The sequence below is a fragment of the Pseudomonas lalucatii genome (genome assembly GCF_018398425.1).
Classification (GTDB): domain Bacteria; phylum Pseudomonadota; class Gammaproteobacteria; order Pseudomonadales; family Pseudomonadaceae; genus Aquipseudomonas; species Aquipseudomonas lalucatii.
This window is the reverse complement of record NZ_JADPMV010000001.1, coordinates 878399-891246: the sequence shown is the minus strand read 5'-3', so window position 1 is coordinate 891246 and position 12848 is coordinate 878399. Positions and strand designations below refer to the sequence as shown.

At 63.2% G+C, this 12848-nt stretch carries 8 protein-coding genes and 1 pseudogene; 2 read left to right on the top strand and 7 right to left on the bottom strand.

Annotation, left to right across the window (positions count from 1 at the left end):
* Nucleotides 1-236: 236 nt before the first annotated feature.
* The 3 genes and pseudogenes from I0D00_RS03785 to I0D00_RS03775 form a co-directional block, all read right to left on the bottom strand.
* Nucleotides 237-1184 (bottom strand): IS481 family transposase, encoded by a 948-nt coding sequence (locus I0D00_RS03785; RefSeq protein ID WP_213638417.1) that lies wholly within the window; start codon nucleotides 1182-1184, stop codon nucleotides 237-239.
* A 307-nt stretch (nucleotides 1185-1491) separates the two neighbouring features.
* The gene (locus tag I0D00_RS03780; protein ID WP_213638416.1) at nucleotides 1492-2565 is read right to left on the bottom strand and encodes a DUF2955 domain-containing protein; all 1074 of its coding nucleotides are present in this window, start codon (nucleotides 2563-2565) and stop codon (nucleotides 1492-1494) included.
* Nucleotides 2555-3614, bottom strand: a pseudogene (locus I0D00_RS03775) (HlyD family secretion protein). The gene I0D00_RS03780 and the pseudogene I0D00_RS03775 overlap by 11 nt, the downstream one beginning before the upstream one ends.
* Before the next feature lie 152 nt (nucleotides 3615-3766).
* Here I0D00_RS03775 and I0D00_RS03770 point away from each other — a divergent pair.
* Nucleotides 3767-4702, top strand: a complete 936-nt coding sequence (locus I0D00_RS03770; protein WP_213638415.1) for a LysR family transcriptional regulator — start codon at nucleotides 3767-3769, stop codon at nucleotides 4700-4702.
* A gap of 153 nt (nucleotides 4703-4855) precedes the next feature.
* A complete protein-coding gene (locus I0D00_RS03765) occupies nucleotides 4856-5083 on the top strand; it encodes a DUF2790 domain-containing protein (protein ID WP_213638414.1) in 228 nt (75 codons plus the stop codon).
* Between the two features lie 346 nt (nucleotides 5084-5429).
* Here I0D00_RS03765 and I0D00_RS03760 read toward each other — a convergent pair whose 3' ends face one another.
* The 4 genes from I0D00_RS03760 to I0D00_RS03745 form a co-directional block, all read right to left on the bottom strand.
* Nucleotides 5430-6977, bottom strand: coding sequence for a methyl-accepting chemotaxis protein (locus I0D00_RS03760; RefSeq protein ID WP_213638413.1), 1548 nt, complete (start codon nucleotides 6975-6977; stop codon nucleotides 5430-5432).
* 130 nt (nucleotides 6978-7107) lie between these two features.
* On the bottom strand, nucleotides 7108-8415 hold the full coding sequence (locus I0D00_RS03755) for a DUF1329 domain-containing protein (protein WP_213638412.1): 1308 nt from the start codon (nucleotides 8413-8415) through the stop codon (nucleotides 7108-7110).
* Between the two features lie 18 nt (nucleotides 8416-8433).
* A complete protein-coding gene (locus I0D00_RS03750; protein ID WP_213638411.1) occupies nucleotides 8434-10332 on the bottom strand; it encodes a DUF1302 family protein in 1899 nt (632 codons plus the stop codon).
* Between the two features lie 38 nt (nucleotides 10333-10370).
* Nucleotides 10371-12848 (bottom strand): efflux RND transporter permease subunit, encoded by a 2478-nt coding sequence (locus I0D00_RS03745; RefSeq protein WP_213638410.1) that lies wholly within the window; start codon nucleotides 12846-12848, stop codon nucleotides 10371-10373.

The window sequence follows — 12848 nt, the reverse complement described above, 5'->3', positions numbered from 1 at the left end:
CTCACTCGTGAGCGGTTTTTTTTGGGTGCGCCAGGCATGGCGCGTTGCGCGCAAGCGCAACCAGTTTGGCTGTGGTGGCTAACTTGGTGACTTGAAGGTGCAAGTCCTCTACACACCCGGCAAGGGAAAGTGTTAGCTGAAGGCAAGGGTGTCGCAGGTGACTGCGAATCTGAAGCAAGCCCGAGGCAAAATGCTGGCCTGACGAACAGGGCACTGGGGCATAGCCTTTCACCGCGCTAGCTGTGTAAACCCAGTACGTTGTTCAGTGGAAGCGGAACGCGACTGATTGGTGGCTGGTAGCCGAGGCTGGCGTGTGGCCGGTGCCAATTGTAGTGATGTAGCCAGGGTGTCAGGTGCTGTGCTCGCTGTGCCGAACTTTCATAGCTACGGGCATAAGCCCACTCGCGCAGACTGGTCTGGATGAAGCGCTCGGCCTTGCCGTTGGTGCGTGGCGTGTAAGGCTTGGTGCGCAGATGGCGCAGCCCCAATCGTCTGAGCAGGCGCCGAAACTTGTGAGAGCGATAGCAGCTGCCGTTGTCGGTCATGATGCGGGTGCAGCGGATGCCCAGGCTGCGGTAGTAGCGCAGCGCCTGGAGCAGGGCTTGGCAAGCACTGCGACCACGCTCGTCAGGATGCAGGCTGCTGAAGGCGATGCGGCTGGCATCGTCGATGGCCACATGGACGAATTCCCAGCCCGCGCCGTCGGAGTTCTGTTGCCGGTCGCCGGTGACCCGATGGCCAGGTCGCCAGAAACGGCCCAGCTTTTTGATATCCAGATGCAGCAGATCTCCGGGTGTCGGGTACTCGTAGCGAACCACCGGTGGCGCCGGCTCCAGCTCAGCCAGTCGATGAAAGCCGGCCCGCCGCAGGCGGCGCGCAACAGTGCTGACGGCCAAGCCCAATTCTCCCGCGATTTGCCGGTAGGTCTTGCGGCTGCGTCGATGCTCGATCAGGCACTCGACCACGGTGCCGGGTGTGGCATGCGGGCAGTGTTGCGGACGTGATGAACGATCCATCAACCCGGCCTCGCCTTCCTCGCGAAAGCGCCGCAACCATTTGTAGGCGGTTCGCACGCTCACACCGGCCGCCTGGGCGGCTTCTTCGACCCGCAAGCCGTGCTGGATGCGCCGAACCAAAAGGGCTCGACCGCGAGGGGTAAGACGGGCATGTTTATGCAGGTTCATCCGGGGCTCCTGGAAGGCTAGGTTGGTCGCACTTCCAGAATTCCGGGAATGCCCCAGATGAACAACCTACTGAGAGATCACAGCTAGCCAAGGTTACAGTGCCGTGGACCAATACATCGACGAGCTGCGGGTGATCATCGACTACCCGATTGCAGTGTTCTAAGCCGGCTGCTCGGCCGCCTGCCCGTTCCGGCAGAACAGCGCCTTGCACACCGCGCCAGCACCCGCCAAGCGAGGCTTGCGACTGATGGCGCGCAGCCGTTGAGCTGGCCGCAACAGCCTCGGCACACACTGCACCTGGGCAGGATCAATGGCTGTGATGGCGGGTGGCCGGGAAGCGGTTGAGAAAACGGTGCACCAGAAATACCGCGAGCAGGGTCAGGAGCACCGAGACCGTGACCGAGCTCAGGCGGTACATGATGGCGAAGATGATGTCCTGGCTGGGCGTCAGCGACTGGCCGAAGAGGATCGCCAGGGTGGTCAGGGCGCCGAAACCGACGCCGGGCATGCCGTTCTCCAGCATGTGCCAGCGGGCGCAGACCATCGCCGCGAGCCACAACAGCAGGGTCACCGGCGGTAACAGGTCATGGTGGTTGTACAGCAGCAGCATGATCAACAGGGCGATCACGCACCCGAGCAAGGTGCCGACCGCGCGAATACGCCCGGCGAAATGCGAGCCTTTCCAGTGCATGGGGAATAGCAGCAGGATGCTGGCGACCTGGGCCGACAGCGAGTCGTGCAGGTCCAGGGTTTGGAACAGGATGAACGACAGAGTCGCCACGCTAGCGCCCAGCAGCGTCTCGTGGCGGCGGCTGGCGGCATCCTTCTGCCGCGGCGTGCGCGACGGGCGCGGCTGGACATCCGGAAACAGGTAGAACATCAGCGCGGCGATCGCCGCGGACTGGACAATCGCCCAGCTGTTGTAGCCGAGCAGTTCGATCACGTCGGTATGGGGGTAGCTGGCGAAGTTCAGCAGGGTCGACAGGAACACCGAGCCCAGCGCGCCAAACAGGAACACTTCGCCCTGCACCATCAGTGCGAAACGGTAGAGAAACAGCAGAAACACGATAGGGATCATCAGGCTCGGCCGGCCGCCGAACAGGCCGTAGAGCAGGGCCACTTCCAGGCTCACCACCAGGCCCTGGGCCAGGAACTGGCGCACCAGGCTGGCATTCAGGTTCGGCACCAGGCCCAGTAGCAGCATCGGATAGACGCAGAAGAAGGCGCCGTATTCCTGGTCGAACAGCTTGCACAGGAAGAAGGCCAGCGTGCCACCACTGGCGATACGCAGGCACTGGCGCAGGTCGTTTTCGTTCAACCGGCGCTTGTGCGCAGCGCTGGCCGGCACATTGGCCGGCCCGGTGGCGCCCTCAGTAGACATAGTGCAGCAGGCTCAGTAGGCGAATCTGTGCCATGGCCAACAGGCGCACGGGTAGATTGTCGAACGGCCGCAGCTGCACGGTCGCCTTGGCACCCGTCGGCAACATGGCTGGCAGCGGCCGATCCAGCGCCAGATGGACCCGCTGGCGTTGCGCATCACGCACCCAGCGCTCCGATTGCACCGGTGCCGCCAGTTCGCCGTTGGCTTCGATCTGCCCTTCACTCACCCCGGCATCGAAGTGGCTGACCCGGGCGCTGAACAGTTCGCCAGGGCGGCCATCGAACACCACCTCGGCCAGGGTGCCGACCTCGACGAAACGCAGGGCCTTTTCTCGGAAGTCGGCAATGATGTCCACCTCGTCCGTCACCAACGCCGCCACCGGCGCGCCGGCCGCCAGGTAGGCGCCCGGACTGAGCTGCAGGTTGCTGACGACGCCCGCGCGCGCTGCGTACTTCGCTGTAGGCGAGGCGCAGACGGGCCTGCTGCAAGGCATTGCGCGCCTGGCGCAGGCGCAGGTTGTCACTCGCCGGAGCGCCGCGCCGCGCCTGGAGTTCATGCACTGTGGCCTGTGCCTCAGCCAGCTGTGCCTGGGCCATCAGGCGCTCGGCGTCGGCGGCGTCATAGGCCTGGCGCGACACGTACTGCCTGCCGAGCAGCGCGCGCAGGCGCTCGGCGTGCGCGTTGGACTCCCGTGCCCTGGCGCGTGCCGCCCTGACACTGGCCTGCGCCGCGCCGAGTTGAGCATCCAGTTCGGCGTTGTCTTGACTGGCCTGCTCGACCGCCAGTTCGGCCTGCTGCACGGCCAGCTCGAACGGTTGCGGGTCAAGGCGAAACAGCAGCCGACCGACCTGCACCCGCTGGTTGTTGCTGACTGCCAGCGCGTGGACTTGACCGGCAACCCGCGGCGCAATCTTCAATACCGGCCTTAGCAGTTGCGCCTGGGGTGTCAACGGCATGCTCAGGTCGGCCGTGAGGTAATAGATGAAAAAACAGGCCAAGGCCGCGCTAGCGATTTTAACCCAGCGGGCAAATCGTTGATCGGCTGTCATGAAAACCTCGAGCGTCCACGGAGCGGAAGTGTACTGGGTGGTGCGTGCAGAGCGAGGCTGCCGCCTCAGCGTCGGTAGAGTATATTTGTTTGAAATGGATGTAAGAATATGCTGGTTGCGCAAATAACAGTTACTTAAAGAGTAATAATGAAATGGATATGTTTCAGGCGATGCGGGTGTTCACACGCGTGGTCGATGCCGGCAGTTTCACCGCTGCCGCTCAGGCATTGGATCTGTCCACTGCGCAGGTCTCACGGCTGGTCTCGGAACTGGAAAATCATCTACAGGCACGTTTGTTACAGCGCACCACGCGACGATTGAGTCTAACCGGGGTCGGCAGTCGTTACGTGGAGCGTTGCCGGCAGCTGCTGCACGAACTGGACGCTGCCAGCGCCGAAGCCAGCGGCGCCCGCCTCAAGCCCAAGGGGTGCTTGCGTGTGCACTCGATCACCGGTCTAGGTACCCAACTGCTGGCGCCCCTGGCGTCCCGGTTTAGCGAACTTTATCCCGAGGTCAATTTGGACCTCAGCCTTTCCCAGCGCCACCCCGACCTGCTCGAAGAAGGGCACGATGTGGTGATCACCCTGGCTCGCGTGCTACCCGACTCCGAGCTGGTCGGCCAGCACTTGGGCAGCACCTACAGCGTGGTCTGCGCCGCCCCGGCCTACCTCGAGCAGCATGGAATACCGCAGCACCTCAACGACCTCAGCGGGCACCGTTGCCTGCGCCTGGTCGATCCGGTATTTGGCGACAGCTGGACCTTCAGCGACAAGGGCATCGAGCGTCAGGTACGCCCGAGCGAGACCTTTCAGGTCAACGTGGCGGAGGCCATGGCCCAGGCCGCAGGTGCCGGTATGGGCGTGTGCCTGCTGCCTGACCTGATTGCAGCCAAGGCGTTCCAGCAGGGCAAGCTGGTACGCGTACTGCCCCAGCACCGCCTGCATGAGCGAGGTATATATGCCCTATACCCTTCGCGTCGATTCCTCGATGCCAAGGTCAGGACCTGGGTCGAGTTTCTCAAGGAGGAAATCCCCAAGGCCTTCAGCGGTTACCAGACCATCCTGGAAACCCCGTCCTACTGGGCCTGAAATCACTCCCTGAGGCATCACCTGGCCGCGCTCGGCCAATGCCCGCGTGGGTATTGTTACATTGAATACAACAGTACCTTGCCAATGTTGCAGTTTATCCAAGCCGGACGCCTGCCTATGATCGCTGCATGAACCATTGGCTAGAGGTGCAAAATGAAGAACAAGGCTTGGCTGTTGAGTTGGGTGTTGCTATCGCCATTGGTGATGGCCGATGAGCCACAGACCTACCACTACGGTATGCCGCTGGATGTCGCCGAGGTGCTGTCGACAAGCGTTCCGCAGGGCTGCCAGGTCGTGGAAACCAGCATGATCTACAAGGACTCGAAGGGCGAAACCCATACCCTGACCTACCTGCGTCATGGTGAAGATTGTCCCTACTGACCCCTGTGCAATAGTGACTGCATGTACGCAAGCCGCTGCCGCATCCAGTTGATCCGGACTCCCCCACAGGTCTAGACAATCCGCGCAGTCCTGCAGCCTCCCGCGACGCGACTCTAGATATTCCGCAGGCTCGTACGCTGCCCTTATCCTTTTCTCCGCGTGACTCGCAAACCAGCCTCACGACTGACGCCAGAGAAAAATCAGAAACTCGGTAAATCAAGGCGTTGCGGTGGCTCAACAGTTACCAGGTACATAGCCATTTTATAATCCTGCCTGCGCCACCACCTGTGCGGCCCGCTCCGCGCTCCCACGCCGAAGTGCTGCAGGCAGATACGTGTGCGACGTATCAGTGCCCATACATATGCTCGATCAGTGCACGCTGTCGGCTGGCTTGGCTGCTGACCTGGTCGGCGATCTCGAGGGTGTCGCGCTGCAGTTGCAGGCTGTGGCTGGCCAGTCCTTGCAGGGCGTGGATCTTCTGGTTGATCTCCTCGGCGGCTTGGCTCTGCTGGTGGCCGGCGGCGGCGATCTGGCTGCTGCTGTCGGCGATCTCACCGATGCGCAGGGTGATGTGCGCCAGGGCCTGGGCGGTGGCGTCGACCTGTTCGACGCTGGCCCGCGATTGTTGCAGGCCCTGCTGCATGGCCCCGACCACCTGCGCCGTACCTTGGCGCAGGGCTGCGATCATGCCCTGGATCTCGTCGGTGGAAGCCTGGGTGCGCTGGGCCAGGGAACGCACCTCGTCGGCCACCACGGCAAAGCCGCGGCCATTCTCACCGGCCCGCGCCGCTTCGATGGCCGCATTCAGGGCCAGCAGGTTGGTCTGTTCGGCGATGCTGCGGATCACTTCGAGAATGCCGCCAATGGTCTGGCTGTGCCGGCTCAGGGCGGTGACCGCCGCGGCCGATTGCTCGAGGGTGGCGGCCAGGGCGGCCATGCTCTGGTGCGCATTGCCCACCTGGCGCTGGCCGTCGTTGCTCAAGGCTTGCGCCTGGTGGGTCTGTTCGGCGGCATTGCGCGTGTTGCCCGCCACCTCCTGAATGGTCGCGCTGAGTTGTTCAACCGCGGCGCTGATGCCATCCAGGGCCTGTTGCTGCTGCTCGGCCGCCTGATTGCTGGTGCTGAGCAGTTGCCTGGTGTGGTCGGAATGGGCGCTGACCCGGCGGCTGCTATCGCCGATGCGCGCCACCATGGACGCCAAACGCGCCTCCTGTAGACGGTTGCTCAGCTGCAACTGGCCGATTTCGTCGATCCGTCCGGTGTAGATCAGCTGTTTGATCGGGTGCTCAACGATGTGCCGACTGTGCGCCACCAGCACGGCAAAGGGCTTGGCATGCAGGCTCAATAGCAGCCAGCAGAGACTGACGCACGCGAACAGTACGGCGCCGCCAAGCTGCGGGCTCTGGCTCAGCGCGAGCAGGCCGAGCGGGCTGAAGGCCACTAATGCCAGCAGAGTCTGGGCGCGGTTGCGGGTCAGCCATTGCCAGCGCAATGCCGACGGCTGTCTGCCCTGGCTGCGTGTCCGGTAGATGGCGGCGGCGCGCTGGATCGCCTGGTCTTGGGCTTGGCGATAGATGGCCTGGTATTCGCGTATCTTGCCGTCTTCCAGGACCGGGCTGATGAAGGCGTCGACCCAGAACGGCTGTCCATCGGCCCGGCGGTTTTTCAGCATGCCCATCCAGGACTGGCCGCGGCCGAGGGTTGCCCAGAGATCCTTGATCGGTCCCAGTGGCATGTCCGGGTGACGCAGGCAGGAGGCGGGGCGGCCGATCAGGGCGCTTTCGCTGAAACCAGCCTGACGGCACAAGGCCGGGCTGGCATAGAGGATGTTGGCCTGGCTGTCGGTCAGCAGCAGGAGCTGATCCGCTGCGATGGAAGGCGTGGCGCGCGTCATCGATGCACTTCCTTATGGGGGCGGCTGCATACGGTCTGCCGCCATCGACGAAAGGCCATCGAGAGGAGCAGACGTTGAAAGGATGATTGAGCAAAAGACCAGCCCGAGGGCTGGCCGTAGCGGAGGGACTTCAGTTACCGGTAGCGCGCATGTGCTGCACGCTGAACATTTCCGGCTTGCTCATTTCCGGATCGACCTGACCCTTGAACTGGCCGGTGGTGCAGTGCATTGCCTGCACGTCGATCATGCTGAAGCTGTCGTCGATCGACACGCCGCTGCCCTTGTTCTTCGCCAAGTGATGGTCTGGGTGAGCCTGACCGATGGTGAAGGTCTTCCACAGCGAGCCCTTGCGGTCATAGGAGATGGTGCGCGGAACGGTGAAGGTCTGGGCGTCGATGTAGTGCACGCGCTTGGTCAGCGGGTGGCTGGCGTCCACCGGCGCGGCTTCGACCTCGTAGACCTTGCGCAGCTGCCAGGTGATCTCCGGGAAACATCCGCCCTTGCCTCCGAAGGCGACCACCCGGTATCCGTCGCTGTCCTGGTGGGTTTCGCTGTCTAGCGCCAGATCGTTGTGGTTGTAGAAGGGCATCAGCATGAACCGGGTGCCCTTGTAGCTCCAGTTCATGTCGGAGATACGTCCGTTGTAGCCTTCGAAGTCCTCGATCATCAGGTCTGAGCCGAGGAAGGCGTCGGTCACCTGGCCGGTGGCCAGGCGCCGCACGCGGCGCTGGAAGCCCAGGTAGAGCCAGGAGTTGTCGCGCTTGAGGTCGTCCTCGGCGCGGTGGATCAGCAACTGGGTGTTACGCACGTCATAGGGCTCGAGCACCTTGACGTAGATGCCGCGAAACAGCTGCGAGGGGTTAGGGGTGATTGCCGGCAGCGGCTGCTGGTTGACCCGGCCGGTGAAGTTGAGGAAGTGAAAGTCGAACTTGATGGTGCGTTCGACCTTGGCCGAGTTCATGTCGCGGTACTTCCAGTAGAACGGCGAGATGGCGGCGCTGTCGCCCCAGTTGTAGCCGTACTTGTAGTTCCAGGCCAGTTTTTCGCCGGCGCGCGGATCATTGGCATCCGGCTCCTGGGGGAAGGGCCGACCGGCGACCCAGCCGTCGATCTCGCCAGGTTTTGCGCCTAGCTTGACCTTGTCATGGCCTTGACGGGTGGCCTCGACATAGCTGGGGTGCAGGTCGAAGGAGGTGGTCTCGCCGACCTGCATGTCCAGCCAGCCATTCTCGATAAAGCCGTAGAAGGCCGGATCGATGATGTCCTTGAACTGGGCGACGTTGGCCTTGTTAATGGTCAGGCCGGCACCGAGTCCGGCAAAGGCTGGTTTCTCGGCCTGGTAGGGATAGAAGGAACGATCAATCATGGCCGGGTCGGCCTGGGCGACACCTGCACTCATGGCCAGGGCGAGGGCGGCGAAACGGAAAGGCTTGTTCATGGGTCTTCCTCGTGGTGATCAGAAGCTGTAGCGCAGGGTTAGTTGCAGTTCGTCTTCCTTTTGCGCCATACCTATAGGGCCGGCGCGGAAGCGACCTAGGGGTTCATAGCCGGACAGGCCGAGGCTCATGCCCGCGGGGTGGTCGGGGCCGGCGGCGGTGAAGGGGTCCCAGGGGTTGCAGCTACGGCAGTCGTCGTACTCGCGGGCGCCGCGCCCGACCTTGATGTTGGCGCCGGCGGTGATCTTCAGGTTGTCGCTGAACAGGTACTCGACACTCGGTGCGATGGCCGTGGCCTGGGCCTTGAAGTCATGCGCGGCGAGCAGCTGCGGACTGAGGCGATCGTTCATCCACCAGCCCTTGACCAGCAGGGTGGCGATCCAGTTCTGCTGCCAGTCCGGCATGCCGACCTTGCCCAATGCGCGTTTCTCCTCCTGATGTTCGTGGATGTGCTGGCCGAACAGCTGGCCGGAGAACAAGAAGGCACGGCCCGGGTTGAGTAGAGGAATGAAGATGTTCTTGTCCGCGCCGATCACGTAGCGGGTCACGTTGGACTCGGAGAACAGCCGCGACTGCAGGGTGTTGGCGAACTCCTCACCTTCGGTATGCGCTACCTCGACGCGGAACACCGTGTCGATCGCCTGCGAGTAGTAGTCCATCGAGCCACCGAGCAGGTTGACCCGCGGGAAGTGGATATCGAAGGCGATCAGGCTCGGCCAGGGGGCGACCTCGCCGGTGAAACCGTTCTGCCCCGGCACGCCGCCGCGCAGCGAAGGTAGCTGGGAGCGGTAGGTCAGGGCGTTGAGGCTGAAGCCGAAGTCGCCATAGACGCCTTCCAGCTTGATCCCGAACTGGCTGTTGGACAGGCTCCAGGACGGCATGTGCGCCTTGCGGATACCGATCTGGCCGGGGCCGAAGTCGGTGGCGGTGTCGCCGAAGGCGAAGTTGGAAACGGTGCCGCCGTTTTCCCACAGGTTGTTCATGCCGCGGAAGAAGCAGGCTGCATCGAGGATCGAGTTGGGGCCGCCGCATTGACCGAGGTTGTGCGGGCGAAACTTGTCGACGTTCCACACGAACGACAGGTTGAGATCGTCGAACAGCTCGCCGGCGCCCATGCGCCAGTCGGCCTTGGCTATCCACATCGGGATGCGGATGTCTTCCAGTTCGTCATAGATGTTATTGCGCGAATAATCGACCGGGTTGATCACGTCGAGTACCCGGAACAGGTCGGTACGCCCCCAGATCACCTGCTGCTTGCCCAGGCGCCAGCTAAGGATGTCGCCGTTGGGCAGTTCGTTGTCGAAGTCGACATACAGCTCGCGAATGAAGTCCAGGCGCTCGTTGAACTCGGGGAAGCGCAGGTCGTTGCTGCTGGCGTCCAGGTAATCGTCGATGCAGCCGCGGCTGTCCTTGTCACAGGGCCGCACCGGCACGCCGAAGGCCACTCCGCCGCGGGTCTTGTGCAGGTTCTCGCCGAGCACGATCATGCCTTCGTTGGGATTGTTGGCCACGCTGAAGGTGTGCGGCAGCTTCAAACCGCCGCCATGCGGCACCGAACCGGCGGGGTTGATCGAGCCCGTGTCCTCCAGCTGGATGGCCCCGCCGGCGCCGCTGCCGTATTCGCTGCTGTTGAGGTCGTAGACGCCGTCATAGGTGCCGCGGAAGGTGGCGTGGAACGCGGTGTTCTTGAAATTCAGCTGACCCAGGTCGCCGAACTTGCGATCGGCGTTGACCTGCAGCGTGTTGCGGAATTTCGACAAGCCGACGCTATCGCGGGCGAAGGTGGCGTTCTCGACATAACCGGTGACCTGCATCTCTTCCTCGGCCATGGCGCTGGCCAGCGGGGTCAGGCCGCAGCCCGCGCCCGCCAGCGTGGCCAGGGTCCAGTGTCTCAGGCTTTTTCTTATTCTTCTCTGCATGGCAGAACCTCTTGTGGTGGTGGATGGCGCTCTTCGGCTCAGGCCGGTTGGCGCGTCTGGGACAGCAGTCCGCTGCCTGGCTCCCGAAGGGCGTCAGGCAGTGGGGCGGTGGCAATGGGCGTAGACGGGTCGGCGTTGTGGTCGGCGTGGATCACGCCGTCTTCGTCGACATAGGCGTCGGTGATGAATCGCGGCTTGAACACCAGCACCCAGGCCGGGGCCAGCAACATGGCGGCGATGCCATTGATCACGATCATCACGCACAGCAGCTTGGCGGCGTCGGCCTGGAAGCGCAGATCGGAGAGCAGTACCCACATGACGATGCCGGCCATCAGGGTCAGCGCGGTGAAGCTGATCGCCATCCCGGTGGTGGCGATGGCACGGTGCACCGCTACGGACAGCTTGCCGCTCTTGACCATCTCTTCGCGGATGCGGTCCATCATGTAGATCGAGTAGTCGATGCCCACGCCGATGCCCACGGCGATCACCGGCACCGTATTGATGTCGATGCTCATCCCGGCCAGGCCCATGTACGCGTAGGTCAGCACGGTGGCGAACAGCATCGCCATCAGCATCATCAGGCCGGCATGCCAGCTGGTGTAGAAGACCATGACGAAGGCGAAGATCAGCAGGAACACCAGCGGCAGCACCAGCAGGTTGGTCTCGAACGCCGACTCGTTCATCGCCGCGGCGACGCCGAGGGTGCCGCCGGCCAGGCGGATGCTTAGGCCCGGTACGTCCTCGCCATGTTCGGCGATCCATTGCTTGGCCATGTGCATGGCGCGGCGGATGGTCTCGCCCTGGCGGTCCTTGTAATAGAACACCAGGTTGGCGATGCGGTCGTCGGTGTCGTTGAACTCGTCCAGCGCCCCTGGAATCGGGCTGGAGGCCATGTAGGTGAACATCAGCCCGCCGACGTAATCGGCGTCGTGGGGGATCTGGAACCAGCGCGGGTCGTCGTTGTGCATCAGCCGGTTGACCTGCTTGACCAGGTCCGGCAGGCCCTTGCTGCCACCGACCGACGGGTCGCCGAGCATGTGTGCCTGCAGCGACTGCAGGGCGCGCAGTACTTCCGGGCGCTTGATCCCGCCGTTTTCGGCGTGTTCGGCGATGATGTACAGCTCCTCTGAGCCGGGGAAGCGGTCGTTGATCTCCTTGGACGACAGGTTGTAGTCGTGCTCGGGATAGAGGATCGGCGAGCCGGGTTCGGAATCACCGATGCGCACCTGCGACGAAGCCCACAGGCCGGCGCCAATCGCCAGGGCGGCCATTGCCAGCAGCTTTCCGGCGGCGCCGGGACGTGACACTGTTGCGGCGCAGCTGGCGCCGATGTGGCGCAGGAAGGTTTCCTTGATTTCGGGGTTTTTCGGCTGCGGCAGGATCGACAGCAGCAGTGGTACGCCGATCAGAACTGTGAAGATCACCGTGGTCGCCCACAGCGAGGCATAGATGCCCAGCTTGGTGTTCAGCGCAATCGATCCGATAGCGATCAGTGACAGGCCGATGGCATCCGAGGCGATACCCAGGGTGCCGGGGCGGAACAGGCTGTCGAAGGTGACACGCGCGGCCAGCCGACCGTCGCCGCGCTCGCGCACCTCGGCGTAGTAGCGTTCTACCAGTTGCACGCCGTGGCTCATGGCCCGTGCGGCGATCAAGAAGGGGATCACCAGGCCCAGCGGATCGAGGTTGTAGCCCAGCAGGCTGATGATGCCCAGGCCCCAGACGGTCGAGATCAGTACTCCGCCGAGCGGGATCAGCACGCCGTAGGCCTTGCGGAAATGGAACACCAGCAAAGCCAGCATGGCCAACACGGTGAACACGAAGATCTGCAGGATCTGCTCCATGTAGGTGTAGGCCCAGCCGACCAGCACTGGCTGGCCGGTGGCGTAGAGGCGCACGCCGTCACGCACCTCAGCCTGGCGCAGGGCCTGAAGTTGGGTGAAGGTCTGCTCGTAGTCGAGTTGGCCTTCGATCAGCTGCGCCTTGACCAGCGCCACCTTGAGGTCCGGCGACACCAGCGGTCCGTAGACCCGCGGGTTGGCTACCACGTCGGCCTTCATCGCCGCCAGCTGAGCGGCATCGAGCTTGCCGAACTCGGGCTGGTAGTAGGGCTCGGAGTTGATGCTGCCGACCTCGGTCAGCCAGATCTTGCGCGAATTGCGGTGGGTCAGGCTGCTGACCAGGTTGTGGTTGACTCCCGGGAGGCTGTCCACCGCCTGGGTGACCCGGTCGAGGGTGGCCAGGTTGGCATTACTGAACAGATCGCCTTCGGTGAACTCGACGCCGATCACCAACACGTTGGCGCCGCCGAAGGTGTCCTTGATGCTGTTGTGCAACTGGATGTAGGGGTGTTGCTGCGGCAGCAGGTCGGCGAAGTCGGTATAGACCTTGAGCGCCGGGATCTGTAGGGCGAAGAACAGGGTCAGTGCGACGATCAGTGCCAGCACCCGGCGTGGGTGGTCGAACAGCCAGAGCTTGCTCAGGTAAAAGAAGTGGGTGAAAGGATGCATGGACAT